The sequence below is a fragment of the Pseudomonas sp. NFACC46-3 genome, assembly GCF_900114515.1.
GTDB classification, from domain to species: Bacteria; Pseudomonadota; Gammaproteobacteria; order Pseudomonadales; family Pseudomonadaceae; genus Aquipseudomonas; species Aquipseudomonas fluorescens_Q.
This window is the reverse complement of sequence record NZ_FOTH01000017.1, coordinates 81,497-107,930: the sequence shown is the minus strand read 5'-3', so window position 1 is coordinate 107,930 and position 26,434 is coordinate 81,497. Positions and strand designations below refer to the sequence as shown.

Annotated in this window: 26 protein-coding genes; 20 read left to right on the top strand and 6 right to left on the bottom strand. The window is 62.6% G+C overall.

Features of this window, described 5'->3' with window-relative positions:
- Window positions 1–12 precede the first annotated feature (12 nt).
- The 17 genes from BM300_RS17930 (at window position 13) to BM300_RS17845 (ending at window position 18,142) form a co-directional block, all read left to right on the top strand.
- The gene (locus tag BM300_RS17930; RefSeq protein ID WP_092463446.1) at window positions 13–2,139 is read left to right on the top strand and encodes a TonB-dependent copper receptor; all 2,127 of its coding nucleotides are present in this window, start codon (window positions 13–15) and stop codon (window positions 2,137–2,139) included.
- Window positions 2,140–2,342: 203 nt separating this feature from the next.
- Window positions 2,343–3,722, top strand: coding sequence for a PepSY-associated TM helix domain-containing protein (locus tag BM300_RS17925; protein ID WP_092463444.1), 1,380 nt, complete (start codon window positions 2,343–2,345; stop codon window positions 3,720–3,722).
- Between the two features lie 202 nt (window positions 3,723–3,924).
- The gene (locus BM300_RS17920) at window positions 3,925–4,713 is read left to right on the top strand and encodes an ABC transporter ATP-binding protein (protein WP_092463442.1); all 789 of its coding nucleotides are present in this window, start codon (window positions 3,925–3,927) and stop codon (window positions 4,711–4,713) included.
- Complete coding sequence (locus BM300_RS17915) at window positions 4,710–5,657, top strand: ABC transporter substrate-binding protein (RefSeq protein ID WP_092463440.1); 948 nt, start codon at window positions 4,710–4,712, stop codon at window positions 5,655–5,657. Before BM300_RS17920 ends, BM300_RS17915 begins: the two co-directional genes overlap by 4 nt.
- Window positions 5,654–6,664 (top strand): FecCD family ABC transporter permease, encoded by a 1,011-nt coding sequence (locus BM300_RS17910; protein WP_092463438.1) that lies wholly within the window; start codon window positions 5,654–5,656, stop codon window positions 6,662–6,664. Before BM300_RS17915 ends, BM300_RS17910 begins: the two co-directional genes overlap by 4 nt.
- Window positions 6,665–6,947: 283 nt before the next feature.
- Window positions 6,948–8,213: an urea ABC transporter substrate-binding protein gene (gene urtA / locus BM300_RS17905; RefSeq protein ID WP_063323138.1), complete on the top strand. Its 1,266-nt coding sequence runs from the start codon at window positions 6,948–6,950 to the stop codon at window positions 8,211–8,213.
- A gap of 158 nt (window positions 8,214–8,371) precedes the next feature.
- A complete protein-coding gene (gene urtB / locus BM300_RS17900) occupies window positions 8,372–9,874 on the top strand; it encodes an urea ABC transporter permease subunit UrtB (protein ID WP_092347254.1) in 1,503 nt (500 codons plus the stop codon).
- A complete protein-coding gene (gene urtC / locus BM300_RS17895) occupies window positions 9,874–10,953 on the top strand; it encodes an urea ABC transporter permease subunit UrtC (RefSeq protein WP_092463436.1) in 1,080 nt (359 codons plus the stop codon). Before urtB ends, urtC begins: the two co-directional genes overlap by 1 nt.
- The gene (gene urtD / locus BM300_RS17890) at window positions 10,950–11,819 is read left to right on the top strand and encodes an urea ABC transporter ATP-binding protein UrtD (protein WP_092222468.1); all 870 of its coding nucleotides are present in this window, start codon (window positions 10,950–10,952) and stop codon (window positions 11,817–11,819) included. Before urtC ends, urtD begins: the two co-directional genes overlap by 4 nt.
- A gap of 133 nt (window positions 11,820–11,952) precedes the next feature.
- A complete protein-coding gene (gene urtE / locus BM300_RS17880; protein WP_092347266.1) occupies window positions 11,953–12,651 on the top strand; it encodes an urea ABC transporter ATP-binding subunit UrtE in 699 nt (232 codons plus the stop codon).
- Between the two features lie 30 nt (window positions 12,652–12,681).
- Window positions 12,682–13,533, top strand: a complete 852-nt coding sequence (locus BM300_RS17875; RefSeq protein ID WP_092222462.1) for an urease accessory protein UreD — start codon at window positions 12,682–12,684, stop codon at window positions 13,531–13,533.
- 89 nt (window positions 13,534–13,622) lie between these two features.
- Window positions 13,623–13,925 (top strand): urease subunit gamma, encoded by a 303-nt coding sequence (ureA, locus tag BM300_RS17870; RefSeq protein WP_003197350.1) that lies wholly within the window; start codon window positions 13,623–13,625, stop codon window positions 13,923–13,925.
- 9 nt (window positions 13,926–13,934) lie between these two features.
- Window positions 13,935–14,468 (top strand): GNAT family N-acetyltransferase, encoded by a 534-nt coding sequence (locus BM300_RS17865; RefSeq protein ID WP_092222460.1) that lies wholly within the window; start codon window positions 13,935–13,937, stop codon window positions 14,466–14,468.
- Between the two features lie 5 nt (window positions 14,469–14,473).
- Window positions 14,474–15,007, top strand: coding sequence for a GNAT family N-acetyltransferase (locus tag BM300_RS17860; RefSeq protein ID WP_072340210.1), 534 nt, complete (start codon window positions 14,474–14,476; stop codon window positions 15,005–15,007).
- Window positions 15,004–15,312 (top strand): urease subunit beta, encoded by a 309-nt coding sequence (locus BM300_RS17855; protein WP_092222458.1) that lies wholly within the window; start codon window positions 15,004–15,006, stop codon window positions 15,310–15,312. The genes BM300_RS17860 and BM300_RS17855 overlap by 4 nt, the downstream gene beginning before the upstream one ends.
- Before the next feature lie 141 nt (window positions 15,313–15,453).
- A complete protein-coding gene (ureC, locus tag BM300_RS17850) occupies window positions 15,454–17,154 on the top strand; it encodes an urease subunit alpha (RefSeq protein WP_063325175.1) in 1,701 nt (566 codons plus the stop codon).
- 139 nt (window positions 17,155–17,293) lie between these two features.
- On the top strand, window positions 17,294–18,142 hold the full coding sequence (locus BM300_RS17845) for an RHS repeat-associated core domain-containing protein (protein ID WP_256575840.1): 849 nt from the start codon (window positions 17,294–17,296) through the stop codon (window positions 18,140–18,142).
- 76 nt (window positions 18,143–18,218) lie between these two features.
- Here BM300_RS17845 and BM300_RS17840 read toward each other — a convergent pair whose 3' ends face one another.
- Window positions 18,219–18,521 (bottom strand): chaperone modulator CbpM, encoded by a 303-nt coding sequence (locus BM300_RS17840; RefSeq protein ID WP_092222454.1) that lies wholly within the window; start codon window positions 18,519–18,521, stop codon window positions 18,219–18,221.
- Between the two features lie 259 nt (window positions 18,522–18,780).
- On the bottom strand, window positions 18,781–19,722 hold the full coding sequence (locus BM300_RS17835) for a DnaJ C-terminal domain-containing protein (RefSeq protein ID WP_063323147.1): 942 nt from the start codon (window positions 19,720–19,722) through the stop codon (window positions 18,781–18,783).
- 296 nt (window positions 19,723–20,018) lie between these two features.
- Between BM300_RS17835 and BM300_RS17830 the strand changes: the two genes are divergently transcribed.
- Entirely contained in the window at window positions 20,019–21,284 is a 1,266-nt protein-coding gene (locus BM300_RS17830; RefSeq protein WP_092463432.1) for an Hsp70 family protein, read from the top strand.
- 82 nt (window positions 21,285–21,366) lie between these two features.
- On the opposite strand, the gene BM300_RS17825 is transcribed toward BM300_RS17830, so the two are convergent.
- The 4 genes from BM300_RS17825 to BM300_RS17810 all read right to left on the bottom strand — a co-directional run bounded on the left by BM300_RS17825 (window position 21,367) and on the right by BM300_RS17810 (window position 24,665).
- Window positions 21,367–22,380: an AI-2E family transporter gene (locus BM300_RS17825; protein WP_003197331.1), complete on the bottom strand. Its 1,014-nt coding sequence runs from the start codon at window positions 22,378–22,380 to the stop codon at window positions 21,367–21,369.
- 218 nt (window positions 22,381–22,598) lie between these two features.
- Entirely contained in the window at window positions 22,599–22,880 is a 282-nt protein-coding gene (locus BM300_RS17820) for a PsiF family protein (protein ID WP_092147012.1), read from the bottom strand.
- Between the two features lie 137 nt (window positions 22,881–23,017).
- Window positions 23,018–23,908 carry an esterase/lipase family protein gene (locus BM300_RS17815; RefSeq protein WP_092147009.1) on the bottom strand — a complete coding sequence of 297 codons (891 nt, stop codon included), beginning with the start codon at window positions 23,906–23,908 and terminating at the stop codon, window positions 23,018–23,020.
- Window positions 23,909–24,026: 118 nt separating this feature from the next.
- Complete coding sequence (locus BM300_RS17810; protein ID WP_092463430.1) at window positions 24,027–24,665, bottom strand: FMN-dependent NADH-azoreductase; 639 nt, start codon at window positions 24,663–24,665, stop codon at window positions 24,027–24,029.
- 136 nt (window positions 24,666–24,801) lie between these two features.
- Here BM300_RS17810 and BM300_RS17805 point away from each other — a divergent pair, with 136 nt between their 5' ends.
- Entirely contained in the window at window positions 24,802–25,743 is a 942-nt protein-coding gene (locus BM300_RS17805) for a LysR substrate-binding domain-containing protein (protein ID WP_092463428.1), read from the top strand.
- Window positions 25,744–25,800: 57 nt separating this feature from the next.
- On the top strand, window positions 25,801–26,331 hold the full coding sequence (locus tag BM300_RS17800; protein WP_003197320.1) for a ferritin-like domain-containing protein: 531 nt from the start codon (window positions 25,801–25,803) through the stop codon (window positions 26,329–26,331).
- Window positions 26,332–26,434: the final 103 nt, after the last annotated feature.

The following is a 26,434-nucleotide window of genomic DNA, read 5'->3' as shown; positions in this document are numbered from 1 at the left end:
GATGGAATCATCATGTCCAGGTTTTCTGCTGGCACCGCTTTGGGCTCTGCCCAGGTTCGCTGCCCCCTGAACGAACCACGGGTTCGTTTACGCCAAACTATCGCCGCACTGTGCGGCCTGCTGCTCACACCCTACGCACTCGCCGATGAACACGACCATCACGACCATCAGGTCGAAGAGCTGAGCCCGACGGTCATCACCGCCATCGCCCCCAGTTCCCCCCTGACTGTCGTCACCAACCCCAAGGACCCGCGTCAACCGGTGCCGGCCAGTGACGGCGGCGACTACCTCAAGACCATCCCCGGCTTCGCCCTGGTGCGCAACGGCGGCACCAATGGCGACCCGGTGTTGCGCGGCATGTTCGGCTCGCGGCTGAACATCCTCACCAACGGCAGCATGCTGTTGGGTGCTTGCCCTGGCCGGATGGACGCGCCGACGTCCTATATATCGCCGGAAACCTACGACAAACTCACCGTCATCAAAGGCCCGCAGACCGTGCTCTGGGGCCCCGGCGCATCGGCCGGGACCGTGCTGTTCGAGCGCGAGCCGGAACAGTTCGGCGAATTGGGCACCCGGGTCAACGCCAGTGTGCTGGCCGGCTCCAACGGCCGTTTCGACAAAGTGGTGGATGCCGCCGCCGGTGGGCCGCTGGGGTATGTACGAGTGATCGGCAACACCGCCCACTCGGACGATTACCGCGATGGCAACAACGACAGCGTGCCGTCGCGCTACGACAAGTGGAACGGCGACGTCACCCTCGGCTGGACCCCGGACGCCGATACCCTACTGGAATTGACGGCCGGCAAGGGTGACGGTGAAGCGCGCTACGCCGGGCGTGGCATGGACGGCTCGCAGTTCAAGCGCGAAAGCCTCGGGCTGCGTTTCGAGCGCTCGAACATCGGCGAGGTGCTGGACAAGGTCGAGGCCCAGGTCTACTACAACTACGCCGACCATGTGATGGACAACTACACCCTGCGCACGCCATCCGGCACCGGGATGATGGCCGGGCCCATGGCCTCCAACGTCGACCGCCGCACCCTGGGTGCGCGTATCAAGGCCACCTGGCGCTGGGCCGATGTGCAGTTGATCAGCGGCCTGGACGCCCAGACCAACGAGCATCGCCAGCGCAGCAGCATGGGCGTCGACACCTACAAGGACCTGCCGTACACCAAGGACGCCGACTTCCACAATTACGGTGCCTTCGGCGAACTGACCTGGTACGCCGCCGATCGCAACCGAGTGATCACCGGCGCCCGGCTCGACCGCGCCTCGGCCAAGGATTACCGCCAGAGCCTCGGTTCCGGTATGTCGGCCCGCCCCAACCCCACCGCCGATGACACCCGTGCCGACACGCTGCCCAGCGGTTTTGTCCGCTACGAACACGACCTGGACGACAGCCCCACTACCCTCTATGCAGGCGTGGGTCACGCACAACGCTTCCCGGACTACTGGGAGCTGTTCTCGGCGAACGTCGGCCCCAGCGGCTCGCTGAATGCCTTCGACGCGATCAAGCCGGAAAAAACCACCCAGCTCGACTTCGGCCTGCAGTACAAGACCGAAACCCTCGAAGCCTGGGCGTCGGCTTATGTCGGGCAGGTACGCGATTACATCCTGTTCGACTACACCCCCGGCATGATGGGCACCACCTCCCGGGCCGAGAACATCGATGCGCGGATCATGGGCGGCGAACTGGGCGCGGCCTACAAGCTGAGCGAGCGCTGGAAAGCCGACGCCACCCTGGCCTACGCCTGGGGCAAGAACAGCAGCGACGGCAGCGCCCTGGCGCAAATGCCGCCGCTGGACGCACGCCTGGGCCTGACCTACAGCGAAGATCGCTGGAGCGCCGGCGCCCTGTGGCGTGTGGTGGCAGCGCAGCACCGGGTCGACGAGAACAAAGGCAACGTGGTCGGCAAAGACTACGGCAAGAGTTCGGGCTTCGGCGTGTTCTCACTCAACGGTGCCTACCGCATCAACAAACACTGGAAGGTCAGCAGCGGCGTCGACAACCTGTTCGGCAAAGCCTATGCCGAGCACTTGAACCTGGCCGGTAACGCCGGGTTCGGCTACCCGGCGAGCGACCCGCAAGCCATCAACGAACCGGGGCGCACCCTCTGGACCAAGGTGGATATGAGTTTCTAACACCATCGCAGGCAAGGCCTGACACCTGACCCTGTGGCGAGGGAGCTTGCTCCCGCTGGGCTGCGCAGCAGTCCTTCTTTGATGCGGTCGCTACGCAACCGAGCGGGAGCAAGCTCCCTCGCCACAGGTTTTGTGTCCAAACAAGGCTTTGCCCAAACCGCAAAAAACATAACGATCACATTTGCCCTGCGGAGCGCTTTCTGATGAGCCAACCGAAACCCAATTTCTACAACCTGGCCTGGCGCTGGCATTTCTATGCCGGGCTGTTCGTGGCGCCGTTCATGGTGATGCTGTCCCTGACCGGCATCATTTATTTGTTCAAGCCACAGCTCGATCCCCTGATGTACGGCAGCCTGCTGAATGTACCCGCCGGGCATCACACCCTGGCGGCGGACGACTTGCTCAAGCAGGTCCACCAAGCCTACCCCCAAGGCCAGGTCAAACAGTACCTGCCACCGGCCAATGCCGAGCGCAGCGCGCAGTTCGTGGTGATCGACAAAGGCCGGGAACTGAACGTGTTCATCGACCCGTACCATGGCGATGTCCTCGGCGAGCAGGATGCGAAGAACAACCTGCAAGCCATGGCCCGGGCCATCCACGGCGAACTGCTGATCGGCACCGTCGGTGACCGGCTGGTGGAAATGGCCGCCGGTTGGGGCGTGGTGCTAGTGGTCTCCGGGCTGTACCTGTGGTGGCCCCGTGGGCAATCGTCAGCCGGCGTGCTGTGGCCGCGCTGGAGCGCGCGCGGTCGGCTGTTCTGGCGTGACCTGCACGTGGTCGTCGGTTTCTGGGGCGCAGCATTGCTGCTGGTGATGCTGCTCAGCGGCATGACCTGGACCGGTTTCTGGGGCAAGCAATACGCCAACCTCTGGAACCGCTTCCCGGCGGCGATGTGGAATGACGTGCCCAAGTCCGACGTCGAGGCCGGCAGCCTCAACAACGCCCATCGCCAGACCGTGCCGTGGGCCGTGGAAAACACACCGATGCCGATGTCCGGCGACCATGCCGAGCACATGGGCCACGGCGGCATGCACGAAGGCCCCGCCGCCCCGACTGTCAGTCTGCAAGCGGTGCAGGACATCGCCACCGAACGCCAGGTCACGCCCGGCTACAGCATCACCCTGCCGACCACGGCCACCGGCGTGTTCACCGTCGCCGTGTTTGCCGACGACCCGCGCAACGATGCCACCCTGCACGTGGACCAATACACCGGCAAGGTCCTGGCCGATGTGCGCTGGGAGCATTACGGCGTCGTGGCTCGCGCCACCGAAACCGGGGTAATGCTGCACGAAGGCAAAATGTTCGGCCCGCTGAACCAGATCATCGTGCTGCTGATTTGCCTGATGATCCTGCTCAGCGCCGTGAGTGGCCTGGTGATCTGGTGGAAGCGCCGGCCAGAAGGCAAGTTCGGCGTACCGCCGCTGCGTCACGACTTGCCGACGTGGAAGACCGGGGTGTTCATCATGCTGGCCCTGGCGGTGGTGTTTCCGATGGTGGGGGCGTCGCTGGTGGTGGTGTGGTTGCTGGATCGGCTCGTCACCCGGCTCAATCGCCAGCCTGAGATTGCCTCATCTTCAAACTGAAGACAGTGCGTTAACGGAAGGCGGCGCGAAACCTCTACAATCGCCCCCGCCTTTCGAGCTGTGAACACCGTCCAAATGTGGGAGCGGGCTTGCTCGCGAAAGCGGTGTATCTGTCACATTAATGTCGGATGTGCAGACGCCTTCGCGAGCAAGCCCGCTCCCACAATGGAATTGTGTTTAGGCCCAATAATTGAGTGTACGCATGACCTCTCTAACCCTCTCCCACGTCGCCTGGACACCCCTGGGCCATGGCCATTGTCATCACCAGTTCCAGCTGCGTGACGTGACGTTGCAGGTGGCGGCCGGGGAGTTTGTCGGGTTGATCGGCCCCAACGGCAGTGGCAAGACCAGCCTGTTGCGCTGCGCCTATCGCTTCAGCCGGCCGGAACAGGGCGAGGTAAAGCTTGCCCATCACAACGTCTGGCAACAGTCCTCGCGCTGGTGCGCCCAACGCATCGCCGTGGTGCTGCAAGAGTTTCCCGACGCCTTCGGCCTGACGGTGGAAGAAGTGGTCGCCATGGGCCGCACACCGCATAAAGGCCTGTTCGACGGCGACAATCACGAGGATCGACGGCTTGTGCGCCAAGCCCTGGCATCGGCAGGCCTTGAAGGCTTTGGCGACCATGCATTCGCGACCCTCTCGGGTGGTGAGAAGCAACGGGTGATCCTCGCCCGGGCCCTGGCCCAGCAATCGCAGTTGTTGATCCTCGATGAACCGACCAACCACCTCGATCCCCACTATCAATTGCAATTGCTGCAACTGATCAAGGGCCTGGGCATCGGCACCCTTGCCAGCCTTCACGACCTGAACCTGGCCGCCGCCTTCTGCGACCGCCTGTACGTGATCGAACACGGGCGCATTGTCGCCAGCGGCACGCCCAGGGACGTCCTGACCGTCGAGCTGTTGCGCGAGGTGTTCGGCATCGAAGCCCTGGTGGATGAACACCCGCTGTCCGGCTACCCACGAATCACCTGGATAACCCAACCATGACCTTGCGTTCCCTGCTGTTGCTGCCCCTGCTGCTGGGCAGCGCCCATGCCTTGGCCGAAGCCACCCACTATCCGTTGACAATCCAGAGCTGCAACCGCCAGGTGGTGTTCAACGAGGCACCTCGGCACGCTGTCAGCCATGACATCAACATGACCCAGATGATGCTCGCCCTGGGCCTCAAGCCGCGCATGGTCGGCTACAGCGGCATCAGTGGCTGGAAATCGGTGACGCCCGAGATGGCGAAGATCCTTGATGGCCTGCCGGAACTGGCCGCCAAATACCCCTCGGTGGAAACCCTGCTCGATGCCAACGTGGATTTCTTCTTCGCCGGTTGGGACTACGGCATGCGCGTGGGCGGCGACCTGACGCCGCAGACCCTGCAACCGCTGGGCATCAATGTCTACGAACTGAGCGAATCCTGCGCGTTCGTGATGAAGCGTCCAGCGGCCTCACTGGAGGATACCTACAACGACCTGCGCAACCTCGGGAAGATCTTCGACGTGCAGGATCGTGCCAACGCACTGATCGCCACGATGCAGGCCCAAGTGGCCGAAGTACGCAAGCACCTGCCCGCCGAGCAACCGCGCGTGTTCCTGTATGACAGCGGCGAAGACCGCGCCATGACCTCCGGCCGTCTTGGCATGCCCCAGGCGCTGATCGACGCGGCCGGCGGACGCAATATTCTCGATGACCTGGAAACCAGCTGGACACGGGTGAACTGGGAGAACGTAGTGGAGCGCAACCCCGAGGTGATCGTGATCGTCGACTACGGCGAAGTCAGCGCCGAGCAGAAGCAACAATTCCTGCTGAACAACCCGGCCCTGCAATCGGTGGCGGCGATCAAGCATCGGCGCTTCATCGTGATCCCCTACGTCCAGGCCACGCCAGGCATCGATAACGTGCTGGCGGTGCAAACCCTGGCGCAGGGTTTTCACGGCCAATGAACGGTCGTCGCTACGGCGCCCTGCTGATGTTCCTCGGTGCACTGCTGCTGGTGTCGTGCGTGGTGTCCCTGGGCTTCGGGCCGGCGCGGATGCCGGTGGCCGTGGTCTGGGACATCCTGTTGAACAAGGCCTTCGGTGTCGGCAGCGCCTATTGGTCGCCTGGCCAGGAACACATCGTGTGGCTGATCCGCGTGCCGCGCCTGCTGCTCGGTGCCCTGGTGGGCGCCGGGCTGGCGTTGATCGGTGCAGTGCTGCAAGCAGTCACGCGCAACCCGCTGGCGGACCCGCACCTGCTGGGCGTCACCTCTGGCGCGACGCTGGGGGCGGTCATCGTGGTGCTGCATGTCGGCGAGATTGTCGGCCTGCTGACCCTGCCGCTGGCGGCGTTCATCGGTGCGCTGCTGAGCATGCTGCTGGTGCTGACCATCGCTGCCCGCCAGGGTCGTCTGGAAAGTGATCGCCTGTTGTTGTGCGGCGTGGCGGTGTCCTTCGTGATGATGGCGGCGGCCAACCTGTTGTTGTTCCTCGGTGACCATCGCGCCAGTTCGGCGGTGATGTTCTGGATGCTCGGCGGCCTGGGCCTAGCCCGTTGGGAACTGCTTGCGGTGCCGGCGGCCAGTGTGGTGCTGGGGCTGGTGTTGCTGCTGGGCATGGCCCGTCCGCTGAACGCGCTGATGGCCGGCGAACAGACCGCCGTGACCCTGGGCCTGAACGCGGCGAAGGTGCGCTTGTGGATCTTCTTGATCGCCTCGCTGATGACCGGTGTGCTGGTGTCCATCAGCGGTTCGATTGGTTTTGTCGGGCTAATGGTGCCGCACATTGCCCGGCGCCTGGTGGGTGCAGAGCATCGTCGGTTGCTGCCGGTTTGTGTGCTGCTTGGCAGCCTGTTCCTGGTGTGGGTGGATGTGGCCGCCCGGACCCTGATCGCACCGGAAGACTTGCCTATTGGTGTGGCGACAGCCGCCATCGGCGGGTTGTTCTTCATCGGCCTGATGCGCCGCCGATAAAGAGGAGACTGACTCCAACCTGTGGCGAGGGAGCTTGCTCCCTCGCCACAGGGTGTATTCACAAGCAGAGTCTCGGCAAGGCTTCAACCCCGCGCTCCAATGTGGCGCATCCCTCGCACCAAACCCCATGACGCGATCACTCATGGTGCACCACGCTTTTCCCTCCCCCCACCACCCCCCTGTTTCCGGGCCTTTTTTCCGACCGGGCACACCCCTTGCAAAAGCGCTTTCAGCGTTTGCATCTGCCCTCAAAAAAAATTCATAAGTCCACGGAGATCGCACAATGAAGCGTCGTAGCTTGATCAAGGCTTTTACACTCTCGGCAAGCATTGCCGCGATGGGCATGGCCTGGACCGTCCAGGCCGCCGAGACCATCAAGGTCGGCATCCTGCATTCGCTGTCCGGCACCATGGCGATCTCCGAGACGTCCCTCAAGGACATGGCGCTGATGACCATCGATGAGATCAACGCCAAGGGCGGTGTGAACGGCAAGAAGCTTGAAGCGGTGGTCGTGGACCCAGCGTCGAATTGGCCGCTGTTCGCCGAGAAGGGCCGTCAACTGCTGACCCAGGACAAAGTCGCGGTGGTGTTCGGCTGCTGGACGTCGGTGTCGCGTAAATCCGTGCTACCGGTGTTCGAAGAGCTCAACGGCCTGCTGTTCTACCCCGTGCAGTACGAAGGCGAAGAGATGTCGCCAAACGTGTTCTATACCGGCGCGGCGCCGAATCAACAGGCGATTCCGGCAGTGGAATACCTGATGAGCGAAGAAGGTGGCAGTGCCAAGCGCTACTTCCTGCTGGGCACCGACTACGTCTACCCGCGCACCACCAACAAGATCCTGCGTTCGTTCCTGCACTCCAAAGGCGTGGCAGACAAAGACATCGAAGAGGTCTATACCCCGTTCGGCCACAGCGACTACCAGACCATCGTAGCCAACATCAAGAAGTTCTCGGCTGGCGGCAAGACCGCAGTCATTTCCACAGTCAACGGCGACTCCAACGTGCCGTTCTATAAAGAACTGGCGAACCAGGGCCTGAAAGCCACCGACGTACCGGTCGTGGCGTTCTCGGTGGGCGAGGAGGAACTGCGCGGCATCGACACCAAGCCACTGGTGGGCAACCTGGCGGCGTGGAACTACTTCGAATCCGTGGATAACCCGGCGAACAAGAAATTCGTCGAGTCCTGGAAAGCCTACGCCAAGGCCAAGAACCTGCCAGGTGCCGACAAAGCGGTGACCAACGACCCGATGGAAGCCACCTACGTCGGCATTCACATGTGGGCGCAAGCCGTGGAAAAAGCCAAGTCCACCGACGTCGACAAAGTCCGCGAAGCCCTGGCCGGCCAGACCTTCGCCGCACCGTCGGGCTACACCCTGACCATGGACAAGACCAACCATCACCTGCACAAGCCAGTGATGATCGGCGAGATCCAGGCCGACGGTCAGTTCAACGTGGTCTGGCAGACCGAAGGCCCGATCCGCGCCCAGCCGTGGAGCCCCTTCATCGCCGGCAACGACAAGAAGCCTGACTATGCGGTGAAGAGCAACTGAGCCCATGGGTGTCGGCCCCAATCCCCGGGCCGACACACAACCCCTGTGGGAGCGAGCTTGCTCGCGATAGCGGTGGATCAGCCAGAAGAACAGTGACTGACACACCGCTATCGCGAGCAAGCTCGCTCCCACAAAAAGCACTGCGCAAGGCCTAGCATATGCCCACCGCCCTCTACCGCCTCATCCTCGCCCTGGTGCTGCTGTTGCCACTGGAGGCCCACGCCGGTGACGCCGAAGATTTCGTCGCCGCCAACCCGACCCAGCAAGCCAAGCTGCTGGAAACCTGGGCCGCCCAGCCGGAGCCTGAGCGCGTCGAACTGATCAATGCCCTGCAACAGGGCCAGTTGACCGTCGACGGCCAACCCAAGACCCTGCGCCTGAACAACCGCTTGCGCGGGCTGATCGAAACGGCCCTCGCCAGCCATCAACTGCTCGCCGTCGATGCCCGCGTACGCCTGGGTGCCGCGCAGCAGCTGCAAAAAACTGCGCGCCCGGCGCAACTGGCGTTTCTCGATCGGCAACTGGCCGGCGAGCAGGACGAAGATGTACATGCCGCCCTGAGCCTGGCCCTGGCGAACCTGCAACTGGTGGACACCAACCCGAACGTGCGCCTGGCCGCCGTCCGCCTGCTGGGGGAAACCGGCGATCCGCTGGCCCGTACCCGCCTGGAAGGTTTGCTTGAGCCCGGCGTCGAAACCGATGCCAACGTGCGCACCGCCGCCGAAACCAGCCTCGCCCAAGTCAAACGCAAACTCCTGGTGGGCGAACTGCTGGGCCAGGCCTTCAGTGGCATGTCCCTGGGTTCGATCCTGTTGCTCGCCGCCCTCGGCCTGGCCATCACGTTTGGCTTGCTGGGGGTGATCAACATGGCCCACGGCGAAATGCTCATGCTCGGCGCCTATTCCACGTATGTGGTGCAGATGCTGTTCCAGCGCTTCGCCCCGAACGCCATCGAGTTCTACCCGCTGATCGCCCTGCCGGTGGCATTTTTTATGACCGCCGCCATCGGCATGGCCCTGGAGCGCACGGTGATTCGCCACCTCTATGGGCGCCCGCTGGAAACCCTGCTCGCCACCTGGGGCATCAGCCTGATGCTGATCCAACTGGTGCGCCTGGTGTTCGGCGCGCAGAACGTCGAAGTCGCCAACCCGGCCTGGCTCTCAGGCGGGATTCAGGTATTGCCGAACCTGGTGCTCCCATACAACCGCATCGTGATCATTGCCTTCGCACTGTTCGTGGTGGTGCTGACCTGGCTGCTGCTGAACAAGACGCGCCTGGGCCTGAACGTGCGCGCCGTCACCCAGAACCGCAACATGGCCGCCTGCTGCGGTGTGCCCACCGGGCGGGTGGACATGCTCGCCTTCGGCCTCGGCTCGGGCATCGCTGGGCTCGGTGGCGTGGCCCTGAGCCAGATCGGCAACGTCGGCCCGGACCTGGGCCAAAGCTACATCATCGACTCGTTCCTGGTGGTGGTGCTCGGCGGCGTCGGCCAGTTGGCCGGTAGCGTGTTCGCCGCGTTCGGCCTGGGCATCGCCAACAAGATCCTCGAACCGCAGATCGGCGCCGTACTCGGCAAGATCCTGATCCTCGCGCTGATCATTCTGTTCATCCAGAAGCGTCCGCAAGGCCTCTTCGCGCTCAAAGGACGGGTAATCGACTGATGAACCAGCCCCTGATGCTCACGGCCACGCAAAAGGCCGGTCCCAAACTCACCCTCGCCGTCGGCGCGGTAATCCTGGCGGTGCTGCTGAGCCTGCCGCTGCTGTCGCTGTTGGCGGCGGACCATCCACTGCACGTTTCAGCCTATACCTTGACCCTGGTGGGCAAGATCCTCTGCTACGCCATCGTCGCCCTGGCGTTGGACCTGGTCTGGGGCTACGCCGGTTTGTTGTCCCTGGGTCACGGCCTGTTCTTCGCCCTGGGCGGCTATGCCATGGGCATGTACCTGATGCGCCAGGCCGCCGGTGATGGCTTGCCGGCGTTCATGACGTTCCTGTCGTGGACCGAACTGCCCTGGTACTGGTCCGGCACCGACAGTTTTCTCTGGGCCCTGTGCCTGGTGGTGCTGGCGCCGGGGCTGCTGGCGCTGGTGTTCGGTTTCTTCGCCTTCCGTTCGCGGATCAAGGGCGTGTATTTCTCGATCATGACCCAGGCCCTGACCTTCGCCGGGATGCTGCTGTTCTTCCGCAACGAAACCGGGTTCGGTGGCAACAACGGCTTCACCAATTTCCGCTCGATCCTGGGCTTTGGCATCACCGAACCGGGCACCCGGGCCGTGCTGTTTTTTTCCACGGTGTTGTTGCTGGTGGCGAGCCTGTTCATCGGCTGGCGCCTGGCCCGCAGCAAGTTCGGCCGGGTGCTGACCGCCCTGCGCGATGCGGAAAACCGACTGATGTTCTGCGGTTACGATCCCCGTGGCTTCAAGCTGTTCGTCTGGGTATTGAGCGCGGTGCTGTGCGGCCTGGCCGGGGCCTTGTACGTGCCGCAGGTGGGCATCATCAACCCCAGCGAAATGTCGCCGACCAACTCCATCGAAGCCGCCGTGTGGGTCGCCCTTGGCGGGCGCGGCACGCTGATCGGACCGCTACTGGGTGCCGGCGTAGTCAATGGCATGAAGAGCTGGTTCACCGTGGCCTTCCCTGAGTACTGGCTGTTCTTCCTCGGTGCGCTGTTCATCGTCGTGACCCTGTACTTGCCCAAGGGCGTGATCGGGTTGCTGAAGAAACGAGGTGAACAATGAGAATCACAGCGAGTGCCGAATTCATGCTCGAACCTGCGTTCTTTCCGCCGGAACCCAACCAGGACGCCGGCAGCAGCCGCGACGCCATCGGCCTCGGCCAGGCGGCAGGCGTTGGCCTGAACACCCGCCACGGCACCATCCTGACCCTGGAAGACATCAGCGTCAGCTTCGACGGCTTCAAGGCCTTGAACGATTTGAACCTGTACATCGGCGTCGGCGAATTGCGCTGCATCATCGGCCCCAACGGCGCGGGCAAGACCACGTTGATGGACGTGATCACCGGCAAGACCCGCCCCAGCCACGGCAAGGCCTGGTTCGGCGAAACCCTGGACCTGACCAGCATGAGCGAAGTGCAGATCGCCCAGGCGGGCATCGGGCGCAAGTTCCAGAAACCCACGGTGTTCGAAGCGTTGAGCGTGTTCGAAAACCTGGAGCTGGCGCTCAAGACCGACAAATCGGTGTGGGCCAGCCTGCGGGCGAAACTCACTGGCGAGCAGCACGATCGCATCAGCGAAGTGCTCGAGACCATCCGCCTCACCAACTCGGTCAACCGCGCCGCCGGGTTGCTGTCCCACGGGCAGAAGCAGTTCCTGGAGATTGGCATGCTGCTGGTACAAGACCCGCAATTGCTGCTGCTCGACGAACCGGTGGCGGGCATGACCGACGCCGAGACAGAGTTCACCGCCGAGCTGTTCAAGTCCCTGGCGGGCAAGCATTCGCTGATGGTGGTAGAGCACGACATGGGCTTCGTCGGCGCGATTGCCGACCACGTCACCGTGCTGCACCAGGGCAGCGTGCTGGCCGAAGGGTCGCTGGAACAGGTGCAGGACAATGAGCGGGTGATCGAGGTGTACCTCGGTCGCTAGAGTGGCAAATGCTGTTCCCTGTGGGAGCGAGCTTGCTCGCGATGGCGGCGACACATTCAGCACCTAAGCAAGCTGACCCACCGCTATCGCGAGCAAGCTCGCTCCCACAGGGAACTTGAGGAGATTCTGGAAGATGCTGCAAGTCGACAAGCTGCACCAGTACTACGGCGGTAGCCACATCCTTCGGGGCCTCTCGTTCGACGTGAAGATCGGCGAAGTGACCTGCCTGCTGGGTCGCAACGGCGTGGGCAAGACCACCCTGCTCAAATGCCTGATGGGCCTGTTGCCGGCCAAGGAAGGTGCGGTGAATTGGGAAGGCAAGGCCATCACCACGTTCAAGCCACACCAACGGGTGCATGCCGGCATCGCCTACGTGCCCCAGGGCCGGGAGATTTTCGGGCGGCTGACGGTGGAAGAAAACCTGCTGATGGGCCTGTCGCGGTTTCCCGGCGCCGAGGCCAAGGAGGTGCCGGCGTTTATCTACGAACTGTTCCCGGTGCTGCTGCAGATGAAGCAGCGTCGTGGCGGTGACCTGTCCGGCGGCCAGCAGCAGCAACTCGCCATCGGCCGGGCCCTGGCCAGCCGTCCGCGCCTGCTGATTCTCGACGAGCCCACCGAAGGCATCCAGCCGTCGGTGATCAAGGAGATCGGCGCGGTCATCAAGAAGCTGGCCGCCCGGGGCGACATGGCGATTCTGCTGGTGGAGCAGTTCTACGACTTCGCCGCCGAGCTGGCCGATCAATACCTGGTGATGTCCCGGGGCGAGATCGTGCAGCAAGGGCGTGGAGAAAATATGGAAGCCGAGGGTGTGCGCGGCCTGGTTACGATCTAGTCTGTAGCGTCCTGACGATCATTGAAAATCATGAATCTACCTGTCTCTTCGTTGGCGCCTTCAGGCGTGTTCACCCCTAGCTGGCATGCCGAGCTGGAACTGATCTACGCCCGTTTTGGCGACTGCACACGCCCGGTACAGCGCCGCCATAAAGGCCCGCTGCGGGTGCAGAAGCACTTGTATGCCGAAGGCCCCGAGGTGTGCCAGCACATCATCGTCCACCCGCCCGGTGGGATAGCCGGCGGTGACCGCTTGGACATTTCGGCCCACGTCGGCCCGGACGCCTGGGCGCAGTTAACCAGCCCCGGCGCGGCCAAGTGGTATCGCGCCGCCGGCCCGGCGTACCAGCAGTTGACCCTGAGCGTGGCTCCCGGCGCGACCCTGGAATGGCTGCCCCAGGAAACCATCGTCTTCAGCGCGGCCCAGGCCGAACTCAGCACCTGCATAGACCTGCAGGGCGACGGGCGTTTGTTCTACTGGGACATGGTTGCCCTCGGCCGACCGGCCAGCGGCGAGCGGTTCGACCTGGGGCATTTCCAGTCGCGGCTGGACATTCGTCGCGACGGCCAGTTGCTGTGGCATGAGCGCCAGCGCATTGTGGGCGGTGATGGCTTGCTCGACTCGCCCATCGGCCTGGGCGGGGATCCGGTGTTTGCCACGTTATGGGTGACCGGCGAGATCGACAGCGAGCTGTTGGAGCAGTGCCGCTCCCTGGGCCATGCCGTGCGCGGTGACCTGACCCAGTTGCCCGGCCTGGTCGTGGCGCGGTGCCTGGCGAGCGAGGCGTTGCTGGCGCGGGGGTGGTTGATTGCGTTGTGGCGGCTCCTGCGCCCGGCGCTGCTCGGTCGGGAGGCCGTCCCCCCGAGAATCTGGAGCACCTGAATTTGCTTTCCTGTGGGCGCGAGCAAGCTCGCTCCCACAGGGGGATGTGTTTACAGCGAAAACTATTTATCTGCCCTTATGGATTGCACATGGACCTGACCCCACGCGAAAAAGACAAGCTGCTGATCTTCACCGCCGGCCTCGTCGCCGAACGACGGTTGGCCCGTGGCCTGAAGCTCAACTACCCGGAGGCCATGGCCTATATTTCCGCGGCCCTGCTCGAAGGCGCCCGTGACGGCCAGACCGTGGCCGAGCTGATGCACTACGGCACCACGCTGCTGAGCCGCGAACAGGTGATGGAAGGCATCCCGGAAATGATCCCCGAGATCCAGGTCGAGGCGACGTTTCCCGACGGCACCAAACTGGTCACCGTCCATCAACCGATCGCCTGAGGCCATGCCATGACCTATCTCGTGCGCGACGCCCAGCCGACCGACCTGCCAGCGATCCGCGACATCTACAACGACGCGGTGCTGAACACCACCGCGATCTGGAACGAACAGGCCGTGGACCTGGGCAATCGCCAGGCCTGGTTCAGCGCCCGGCAATCCCAAGGCTACCCGGTGCTGGTGGTGGTCGACGCCGAGGAGAACGTGCTCGGCTACGCTTCATTCGGCGACTGGCGGCCTTTCGACGGTTTCCGGCACACCGTGGAGCATTCGGTGTACGTACGCAGCGATCAGCGCGGCAACGGCCTCGGTCCACGCCTGATGACCACGCTGGTCGAGCGCGCCAGGGCCTGCGCCAAGCACGTCATGGTCGCCGCCATTGAAAGCGGCAACACCGCCTCGATTCGCTTGCACGAGCGAGCCGGTTTCATCACCACCGGGCAAATGCCCCAGGTGGGTACCAAGTTCGGTCGCTGGCTGGACCTGACTTTCATGCAGTTGGTCCTCGATCCCGGGGCGCAACCGCCTGCCTTAGACAAGGAGTGATGCCTATGAACCCCGCCCAGTTGCGTCGAGTCCACGCTGAAAGCTTTGCGCATTATCGCCAGGGCCTGATCGATCTGTTGCTCGATGCCGTCGGCTATGGCGCCAGCGTGGGGTTCATGGCCGACCTCGATGCCGTCCAGGCCCGCGCCTATTTCGACGAGGTCCAGGCCAGCCTCAACCAGGGCCACTTGCTGCTGTGGGTAGTGGTCAAGGATGAACAGGTGCAGGCCAGCGTCCAGCTTGCCCTGTGCCAGAAGCCCAACGGTCTCAATCGCGCCGAAGTGCAGAAGCTGCTGGTCCGCGGCGAGGCGCGCCGCCGGGGCCTCGGCCAGCAATTGATGAATGCCCTGGAACTCGGCGCCCGTCAGCACAAGCGCGGCCTGTTGTACCTCGACACCGAGGCCGGTTCCGAGGCCGAGGCGTTCTACCGGGCCATGGGCTACACCCGCGTCGGCGAGCTGCCCGACTACTGCCAGAGCCCGGACGGGACCTACACACCGACCGCCATTTACTACAAGACTTTGGGGCAACCGCAATGATTCCAGGGCAATACCAGGTCCAGCCTGGCGACATCGAGCTCAACGTCGGCCGACGCACCCTTACGCTGAAGGTCGCCAACAGTGGTGACCGGCCGATCCAGGTCGGCTCGCACTATCACTTTTTCGAGACCAACGACGCCCTGACCTTCGACCGTGCCGCCAGCCGCGGCATGCGCCTGAACATCCCGGCCGGCACCGCCGTGCGCTTCGAGCCAGGCCAGAGCCGCGAGGTGGAGCTGGTGGACCTGGCCGGGCATCGGCGGGTGTTCGGGTTTGCCGGGCGGGTGATGGGCGACCTGGATTGACACGCCTTTGTGGCGAGGGAGCTTGCTCCCGCTGGGGCGCGCAGCGGCCCTGTTTTTGGGGGCTGCTGCGCAGCCCAGCGGGAGCAAGCTCCCTCGCCACAGTGATCGCAAATTTCGAATATTGAATTCCAAGGCAAGCACATGAAAATTTCGAGACAAGCCTACGCCGACATGTTCGGCCCCACCGTCGGTGACAAGGTCCGCCTGGCCGACACCGAGTTGTGGATCGAAGTGGAAAAGGACTTCACCACCTACGGCGAAGAGGTGAAGTTCGGTGGCGGCAAGGTGATTCGCGACGGCATGGGCCAGAGCCAGCTGCTGGCCGCCGAGGTCGTCGACACCTTGATCACCAACGCGCTGATCATCGACCACTGGGGCATCGTCAAGGCCGATGTCGGCCTCAAGGACGGGCGCATCGCGGCCATCGGCAAGGCCGGCAACCCGGACATCCAGCCCGACGTGACCATCGCCATCGGCGCCAGCACCGAAGTGATCGCCGGCGAAGGCATGATCCTCACCGCCGGCGGTATCGACACCCACATCCACTTCATCTGCCCCCAGCAGATCGAAGAAGCGCTGATGAGCGGCGTGACCACCATGATCGGCGGCGGCACGGGCCCGGCCACCGGGACCAACGCCACCACTTGCACCTCCGGGCCGTGGCACCTGGCGCGCATGCTCCAGGCCGCCGATGCGTTCCCGATGAACATCGGTTTCACCGGCAAGGGCAACGCCAGCCTGCCGGAGCCGCTGATCGAACAGGTCAAGGCCGGAGCCATCGGCCTGAAGCTCCACGAAGACTGGGGCACCACGCCCGCGGCCATCGACAACTGCCTGAGCGTGGCCGACCAGTACGATGTGCAGGTGGCGATCCACACCGACACCCTCAACGAGTCCGGTTTCGTCGAAACCACCCTCGCCGCGTTCAAGGGCCGCACCATCCACACCTACCACACCGAAGGTGCCGGTGGCGGGCATGCGCCGGACATCATCAAGGCCTGCGGTTTTCCCAACGTATTGCCCAGCTCCACCAACCCGACCCGGCCGTTCACCCGCAACACCATCGACGAACACCTGGACATGCTGATGGTCTGCCATCACCTGGACCCGAGCATCGCCGAAGACGTGGCCTTCGCCGAAAGCCGCATCCGCCGCGAAACCATCGCCGCCGAAGACATTCTCCACGACCTCGGTGCGTTCTCGATGATCAGCTCCGACAGCCAGGCCATGGGCCGCGTCGGCGAAGTCATCACCCGCACCTGGCAGACCGCCGACAAAATGAAGAAGCAACGCGGCGCCCTGCCCGGCGACGGCGAAGGCAACGACAATTTCCGCATCAAGCGCTACATCGCCAAGTACACCATCAACCCGGCGATCACCCACGGCATCAGCCATGAAGTGGGCTCCATCGAAGTGGGCAAGTGGGCCGACCTGGTGCTGTGGCGGCCGGCATTCTTCGGCGTCAAGCCAACCCTGATCCTCAAAGGCGGGGCCATCGCCGCCAGCTTGATGGGCGACGCCAACGCCTCGATCCCGACGCCGCAACCGGTGCACTACCGACCGATGTTCGCAAGCTTTGGCGGCTCGCGGCACGCCACCAGCCTGACCTTCATCAGCCAGGCCGCCGCCGAGGCGGGGCTACCGGAGCAATTGGGCTTGAAGAAGAGAATCGCCGTGGTCAAGGGCTGTCGCGATGTGCAGAAGACCGACTTGATCCACAACGACTACCTGCCGAGCATCGACGTTGATCCACAGACGTACCAGGTCAAGGCCGATGGGGTGTTGCTGTGGTGTGAACCGGCAGAGGTGCTGCCGATGGCGCAGCGGTATTTTCTGTTTTGAATCGGTGTTCGCAAAGGAAATGGCTGCTATGCCGAAGGCGGCAGCCACTAACACTTCTGCTAGTTACCAGCGTTACAAAATACGGGTAAAACGGGAGACGTTGATTAATGTCGGCACTCAGCACAAGGGAAGGCCCGTCATGACCCGCTCTCGCCCTGATGATGTACATTCGCGCCAATCCCAAACCATTCTGCTGGCCGCGGATGACAAGCACTCCATCCTCGCTGAAGTTTCGGAGAGTCAGACCCGTTCTATCGCATATTCCGCTTACGGACAGCAGTCCACGCAACAGATGATTTCGACGAAGCTAGGCTTTAATGGTGAACTGCGGGAGGCGCGGCTGGGTTGGTATTTTTTGGGCAAGGGCTATCGCGTCTACAACCCGGTATTGATGCGCTTTCATAGCCCGGACAGTTTGAGCCCATTTGGGAAGGGTGGGTTGAATGCGTACATGTATTGCGTGGGAGATCCGGTGAATTTTTCGGATCCGACGGGGCATGTCGGGCAGGGCAGAAGGCTTGTTCTTCCATCTAGGTCCTCAAGCTTAGCTTCCCTTACCCGAAGTTCTAGAAGTACCACTGCTATTGTTTACACTCCTACCGGATCTCAGCCAGTGCGCACCGAACCTACAATCATCGCGCCCCCTCCCCCAACCACACAGACTCAACCAACCACCAATGTTACCCGACGTGTTAGGGAAATTCCTCCGCCACCACGCCCACTAAAATCAACGCCCCGCTTTAATGACTCGGGCGGACAGGTAAGTCTCATCAGCCCCGATGAGAGATCAATGGAGTTAATCTGGGACAACGGCCCCGTTAAAGATGGACGTATTCCTGTTCCCCCTCCAAGCGCGTGGGGAAATAATGCCGAGCATGAGTATCACGTGAAATACGACCCTTCAGGTAACCCTATACAGATCACCAGAACTTTAAAGGTCCTGATGCCGCTGCCTGAACAGAACAGCAACATCCGAAACACAAGCTAAGTTATCAACGCTTAAATGACGGCGACCAATGGTCGCCATCGCCGATACATAGGGCTGGATTGATGTGCCGATACACCTAGTCGATCACCAACCGCCCCAACCGCTGCTTGAGCATGCGGTTTTCGCTGCGCAGTTGTTGCACTTCCTCCAGCAGGTCCAGCGCCAGGGCGACGCCTTCCCATTCCAGCTCCAGCTCGCGGCGCAACTTGGCCGCGCGGCGGGCCAGGACCAGTTCGTAGTCAGTGAAACGCCAATCCGCCGGAGCCGCGCCATGGGGTTCGAGGATGCCGTGGGCGACGATTTCGATGACGTGGACATCCTGCAACGCGGCGGCCTCGCAGAACTCCGTCAGGGTCAGTTCAATGATCGGGTTGTTCATGGTCTGCTTCTCCCAATGCGTAACTGTCGAGTCTAGCCGTGACTGCCCTTGTGGACACAAACACCTGTGGCGAGGGGATTTATCCCCGCTGGGCTGCGTAGCAGCCCCAAGACTCACCGCCTCGGTATGTCAGGCTGATTGCGCTCAGCCTTTTTGGGGCTGCTTTGCAGCCCAACGGGGATAAATCCCCTCGCCACGGTTTCTTGCCTGGCCAATCAAATGAATGCCTCAGCAACCAGCAACCAGCAACCAGCAACCATCAGAAATTCTCCCGCGGATCGAACGCGGCTTTCTTCGCCAGTTCTGCCCACAGTGCCTTGACCGCCTCATCGTTGGCCTTGGGCATCACGGCCTTGAGCTGCACGAACAGATAACCGCGCTCGCCGGCCTTGTTGCGCAGGCCATGGCCCTTGGCGCGCATGCGCTGGCCGTTCTGGCTGCCGGCCGGGACCTTGAGGTTGATCTTGCCGGTGAGGGTCGGCACCGCCACTTCGGTGCCCAGGGCCAATTCCCACGGGGCCAGCGGCAAGGTGATGATCAGGTCCTGGCCTTCGACGTCGAACTTGGGGTGCGGCGCGAAGCGAATGGTCAGGTACAGGTCACCATTGGCACCGCCACCGATACCCGGCGCGCCCTGGCCCTTGAGGCGGATGCGTTCGCCGTCCGTCACACCGGCCGGGATCTTTACGTTCAGGCTTTTGCTGGTGTTGCTCACATGCTGGCCGGCTGCGTTGTACTGCGGCACCTGGAAGCTGACTTTCTTCGACTCGCTCGACAGGGTCTCTTCCAGGAAGATCGGCAATTCCATTTCCACGTCTTGCCCTCGACGGCCGGCGCTGCGACCTGACTGTCCACCACCGAAACCCGGTCCGCGATTACCGAAAATAGAACTGAAGAAGTCCGAAAAGTCGCCGGTGTCCTGGCCACCGCCAAAACCGCCACGACTTTGCCAACCCGGCGGGCCCTGGAACGGCTGGCCGTGCTGGCCATAACGGCGCAGGTCGTCGTACTCGGCGCGCTTGTCGGCGCTCTTCAGCGCTTCATAGGCTTCGGAGACGTCCTTGAACTTGGTCTCGGCGTCTTTTTCCTTACTGACATCCGGGTGGTACTTGCGCGCCAATTTGCGATAGGCGGCCTTGATCGTGGCGTCGTCGGCCGTCGGCTCCACACCCAGGATCTTGTAATAGTCTTTGAAGTCCATTGAAGGATCACCATCCATTATCGAATCGCACCACCACCCTCAGCATGCTCGTGATACAAGTCCTGGGGTTTGACCGATCTCAAGGTTTGTGACCGGGCGGTGCAGCAGAAGTTTATCGGCAGTCGGTGGCGGTTCTTGTGCCCGCCCTGTGGCTGCCAGGCTCATGCCAGCAAGTTTGGGGGTGTCGGGGCGTCTTTCAAGGCCAACGATTGCGAATTAGCAGATAACCGGCCTTCGAATCCGGGCCGCACTGACATACACTGCGCGGCCGTTTTTTCAACTGGAACCCGAAAGACATGAAAAACGCATCCCCGGCCCGTGCCTGCGGCATCGACTTTGGCACGTCCAACTCCACCGTCGGCTGGCTGCGCCCCGGCATGGAAACGTTGATCGCGCTGGAGGACGACAAGATCACCCTGCCTTCGGTGGTCTTTTTCAATCTCGAGGAACGCCGCCCGGTGTATGGCCGCCTGGCCCTGCACGAATACCTGGAAGGCTACGAAGGCCGGCTGATGCGCTCGCTCAAGAGCCTGCTGGGCTCCAAGCTGATCAAGCACGACACCAGCGTGTTGGGCACGGCCATGCCGTTCAAGGATCTGCTGGGGCTGTTCATCGGCCAGTTGAAGAAACGCGCCGAGGCCACCGCCGGTCGGGAGTTCGAAGAAGTGGTGCTGGGTCGCCCGGTGTTTTTCGTCGACGACGATGAAATGGCCGACCAGGAAGCGGAAAACACCCTGGTGGACGTCGCCCGAGCCATCGGCTTCAAGGAGGTTTCATTCCAGTACGAGCCCATCGCCGCGGCCTTCGATTATGAATCGACCATCGAGAAAGAAGAGCTGGTGCTGATCGTCGACATCGGCGGCGGTACCTCGGACTTCTCCCTGGTGCGCCTGTCCCCCGAGCGCCGTACCCACGACAACCGCCACGCCGACATCCTTGCCACCGGTGGCGTGCACATCGGCGGGACCGATTTCGACAAGCAACTTTCGCTAGCCGGCCTGATGCCGCTGTTCGGCTACGGCAGCCGCATGAAGAGTGGCGCCTACATGCCCACCAGTCACCACATGAACCTGGCGACCTGGCACACCATCAACGCGGTGTACTCGCAAAAATCCACCCTCGCCCTGGGCAGCATGCGCTACGACATCGAAGACACCGGCGGCATCGACCGGTTGTTCAAACTGATCGAACAGCGCGCCGGGCACTGGCTGGCGATGGAAGTGGAAGAAACCAAGATCGAGCTGACCCACGCCGACCAGCGTCATTTGCTCCTGGACCGGATCGAGCCGGGCCTGAGCGTGGACCTGAGCCGGGCCTTGTTCGAGTCGGCCATCGACGGCTTGCTGGAGCGAGTGCGCGGCAGCGTCACGCAGTTGCTGGACGATGCCAACGTGCGGGTCGATCAGGTGGACACAGTGTTCTTCACCGGCGGTTCCAGCGGCATCCCGGCGCTGCGCAACAGCGTCTCGGCGATGCTGCCCCAGGCGCGGCATGTGGAAGGCAATATCTTCGGCAGCATTGGCAGCGGGTTGGCGATCGAGGCGATGAAGCGGTATGGGTGAGGAGCAGCTTCAAGCGGCAAGCGGCAAGTGAAAGCAGGTTGGCTTCTACTTGTAGCTTGCCGCTGAAAACTTGCCGCTGCTCCTAAACCATCCCCACCTGCTTCAACTCACTCTTGAGATACGCATAATAAATCGGTCCCGCCACCACCCCCGGCAGGCCGAACGCGGCTTCGAACACCAGCATCGCCATGAGCAACTCCCAGGACTTGGCGCTGATCTGCCCGCCGACAATGCGGGCGTTGAGGAAGTACTCGAGCTTGTGGATCACGATCAGGTAACCCAGCGCCGCCACCGCCACCCAGATCGACAGCGACAAGCCGACAATAGTGATCAGGGTGTTGGACATCAGGTTGCCGATGACCGGTAGCAGCCCCAGCAGGAAGGTCATCACGATCAGGGTCTTGGTCAGCGGTAGCTTGATGCCGAACAACGGCAGCACCACCGCCAGGAAAATCCCGGTGAAGAAGGTGTTGAGCAGGGAAATCTTGATCTGGGCGAAGACGATGTTGCGAAACGCCTTGACCAGCAGGTTCAGGCGATCGAACAGCGCCGCGGCCAGAGGCTTGCGCTTGGTCAGGTCGGGGATGCGCTGCAGGGCAACGATGGCCCCCAGCACCATGCCGATCAGCAGCGTCACGAACATGTGGGCCGCGTCCTTGCCCACCAGTTGCAGGTCGCTCAGGTGCTTGCTCACCCAGTCACCGATCGCCACCCGGAACTCGGCGGCGCTGGCCGGCAGGTAAGCGTCGATGAACGGCGGTAATTGCCCACGGGCACGGTCGACCACGGTCATGAACTTGTCCAGGGACGCGCCCGGGTTTTCCGCTTCATGCAACAGGAAACTGAAAGCGCCGGCGAAGATCAACGTCAGCACACTGACCACCAGCGTGCCCAGCAACGCCACCGCCAACCAGCGAGCACGGCGGCCTTCGATCAGTCGCTGCAACTGCGGGGTGAGCATGTTGACCAGTTCGAACACCAGCAACCCGGCCAGCAGGCTCGGCAACAGGCGCAGCGGCAGCACCAGCAACAGCCCACCAAAAATGATCACCCAACTGATCACCAACAACACATGACGCTGAGAAAACGTTGGCATACAGCCTCAGGACAAAACGGCGTGAAAGGATCGGCAGTCTGCCAGCCTTCCACTAGCAGCACTAGGGATTGTATCGGCCAACCTTCGTCGCAGTTCAGGGTTTTTTGCGGTGGATGTGCCGGCCCCATCGCGAGCAAGCTCGCTCCCACCCTGGACCGGGCAACACAGCCCCACCGTGGGAGCGCGCTTGCTCGCGATAGGGCTCATGGGTTCAACGCTTATTTTTTCTTCAGGCACTCACTCATGAACGCCTTGCGGGCATCACCTTTCAATGCCTGGGTGGTGGCCGTGGCATTGCAGGTTTTCATGCGTTCCTGCGGGGTGCTCGGTGCAGCCTTGAGGCAGGTGCTCATGAACGCCTTGCGCTCGTCACCCTTGAGCGCCTTGGCGGTGGCATCGGCGTTGCAGGTGGTCATCTTGGTCTGCTGCGCCGTCTCGGCGAAGCCCTGGGAACACAGTAGCAAACCGATCATCAACAGAGGGACACGCAGCATCTTCATGGTGGTTCTCCTGGCTGCCGCACGAGGGTGCGGCGATGAGGTGCAGTGTAGACAACGCCTGTTACACCTTCCCCAGGTTGACCCTCAGGGCCTGATCTAGCGCTTGCTCGCGATGAACGATAACGCGGTCCAACAGGCTACACCCCGGCAGCCTTCAACCGCTCGGCATGCTCGACAAACAACCGGATCGGCTCGGCCCCCTTGCCCACCAACCCCAGCGATTGATTGACGATATCGAAATGGTCCAGCGGATAGTCATCGCCGATGACCGTGCCCAGGTGAGAGCTGTAGCGTCCGACCATGCCATCGCATTGCCCCGCTTCCCTGACAAAGGTGCGGGCGAATAAACGGCAAGTGCGGTTGGTGCCGTCGAACAGATTGCGCCCTCTATCGGTCTTGCCTGGCTGCAAGGTGCCGGACCACGAGTAGTAACGCACGCCATTGACCTCTTCCGGTCCATTCCCGCCCCAGGTTTGCGGCAAGCCCTGTGGATAACGTTGGTTGAACAGCGCCACCCCGGCGGTGGTCAGGGAAGCATGGGACGCCTGTATATCCACCGGTAGCTTCGGCCCGCGATAGCCGGTTTCCAGCAGGCTCATCAGGGTGTTGATCAGGCGCAGCACGGCACTGAGCACGCGCCCCTTGGCACTGTCGGCGGGGTAGTGGGCTTGCAGGTAATCCGCCAGTTCGGAGCCGTGGTTGGTGCCGGCCACCGACGTGACCGACGCCACCAGGTCCGGCCGTTTGGCCGCCGCATAGCGGGCGGTAAGGCTGCCCTGGCTGTGGCCGATCAGGTTGACTTTCTGCGCACCGGTTTGCCGCAGGATCTCCTCGATCCGCGCCAGCAATTGCTCGCCGCGCACCTCGGAAGAATGCAGCGGCGAAACCTTCACCGCCACGACCACTGCCCCGCCGCGACGCAGCGCCGAGACGATCCCATACCAGTACGAATACAACACCAGGCGTATGAACCCGAGCATGCCCGGGACCAGTACCAGCGGATAACGAGTGGCGCAGCGTTGCGACATGGCGACATCCTTGTGATCAAGAGGGGTCAGCATCGGTACTGATGATGACCAGTCTATGACATCCAGATGAATCCGTGGCGAGGGCGCTTGCTCCCGTTGGGCTGCGCAACAGCCCTTCTCAGAAGGACCGCGCCAAGGCCAGCAAACGCTCCTCGGCCTCGGCGCAGGACAACGCAAAGCTGCGCTCGGCCGACTCCTCGCCTTCTGCCGCCACCACCGTCACATCGGTAATGCCGATAAACCCCAGGACGGTGCGCAACAGCGTGTCGGCGTGGTTCATGCTCTCCAACGGGCCGCCAGGCCCGAAACCGAAATCGCCGCGACTGGTCACGATCAGCGCCTTCTTGCCCAGCAACAGCGGCTCGTAGTGCGACACGCCATTATCCAGGCTGTGGTTGAACGTCAGCCCGATGCGCACGATCTGGTCGATCCAGGCCTTCACGCCGCCGGGCACGCTGAAGTTGTGCATGGGCGCGGAGATCACCAGTCGGTCATGGGCTTGCAACTCCTCGACCAAGGCATCGCTCAGGGCCAGGTCCGCTTGCATGATCAACGGACGGGCCTGGGGCTCGGGGTAGAACGCCGCGGCGATGAACGCTTCGTTGACCGGCGCAATCACCGTCCGTCCAACTTCTCGACGGGTCAATTGCGATTGTGGATGGGCGGCCTGCCACGCCGACACAAAGACCTCGGCCAAGCGCCGGGAATGAGAGCGCTCGCCACGGGGACTGCCATGCACCACAAGAATATTACTCATCTGAATCTCCTTTTATGCGGCTACAATCAACACTGCTTATGCCTTGCAGCTTGAAGCTCGTTGCCGCTGACAGACAAATGAGCGTTAGTTCATCTGGATGAGTTAGTTTCATCCATTGCATTTCAGGAGAATCAGGATGTTCGCCAACCTGCCGCTCAACGCCCTGCGCGCCTTCGAGGCTGCCGCGCGGCTGCTCAGTTTCAAGGCGGCTGCGGCGGAGCTGTCGGTGACGCCTACGGCGGTCTCCCATCAGATTCGATCCCTGGAGAGCTGGCTGGGGCTGGCGCTGTTCGAACGCCTGCCACGCCAGGTACGCCTCACCGACGGCGGGCAACGCTTGTTCCACAGCCTGCACGGGGCGTTGCTGGAAGTGGCACAAAGCGTCGACACCCTGCGCCCGCAACGCAGCACCAGCCACCTGACACTGTCCACCACCGCAGCATTTGCCGCCCTGTGGCTGGTGCCTCGCCTGGGGCGTTTTTATGCGCGTCACCCGAACATCAACGTGCGCCTGGACACCCACTGCGAAGTGATCGACCTGCACCAGGACGCCAGCGTCGACCTGGTGGTGCGCTACAGCTTGGACGCCTACCCGAACCTGTACGGCATGTGCCTGTTCGATGAAAGCTTCGGGGTCTATGGCTCGCCTGAACAGGTGGCCCTGGCGGCACGGCAGGTGCCGACGCTGATCAGCGTGCATTGGCACAATTCCAAGCTGTACGCCCACGGTTGGGATGCCTGGTGCGCCCAGGCCGGGGAAACCTGGCTTACCCGGCAGCCGTGCATGCGCGCGTACGACGAGGAGCATTACGCCTTGCAAGCGGCGATCGCCGGGCAGGGCCTGGTGCTGGCGAGCAATATCCTGGCTTCCGAAAGCATCGCCAGTGGCTTGCTGGTGGGTTATCGCCCGGACGTCCAGGTCAATGGTGCTGGCTATAGCGCCCTGTGCGTCCCGGGCCGCGAACGCCATCCCCCGGTGCGGGCGTTCTTCCAGTGGCTAGGGGAGGAAGCACGGCTGTCCGGCTATGCGCTGAAAAACTCGGTAAAACTTTTTCAGGACCGTGTCACTCAGACTTAGAGTGATCGCGCCATCAGAGCGTGACGCTCCCACCGGATCAGCCTCCAGGAGAACGAGATGAGCGACATGCACTTATCCGATGTAACGACCCTGCGCGAACGTGCACGGCAGAACGTGCAGAACGGCGCAGTGACCGAAGGTTACGGCGCCGATCGGCAGGAAGTTGTCCGCCTGCTCAACGAAGCGCTGGCCACCGAACTGGTGTGCGTGCTGCGCTATAAGCGCCACTACTTCATGGCCACCGGCCTCAAGGCCAGCGTGGCGGCCAGTGAATTCCTCGAGCACGCGAACCAGGAAGCCGAACACGCCGACAAACTCGCCGAGCGAATCGTGCAGTTGGGCGGCGAGCCGGAGTTCAACCCCGACCTGTTGACCCGCAATTCCCACGCCCAGTACGTGGCGGGCAACACCCTCAAGGAAATGGTGTACGAGGACCTGGTGGCGGAACGGATCGCCATCGACAGCTATCGGGAAATCATCCAGTACATCGGCGAAAAAGACCCGACCACCCGGCGCATCTTCGAAGACATCCTGGCCCAGGAAGAAGAGCATGCCGATGACATGGCCGATATCCTGGCCGACCTCTGATACTGATACCGCTATCGCGAGCAAGCTCGCTCCCACATGGAATCGCATCTCCCTGTGGGCGCGAGCTTGCTCGCGATGAGGCCCGTCGCCTCACCGCAAGCCT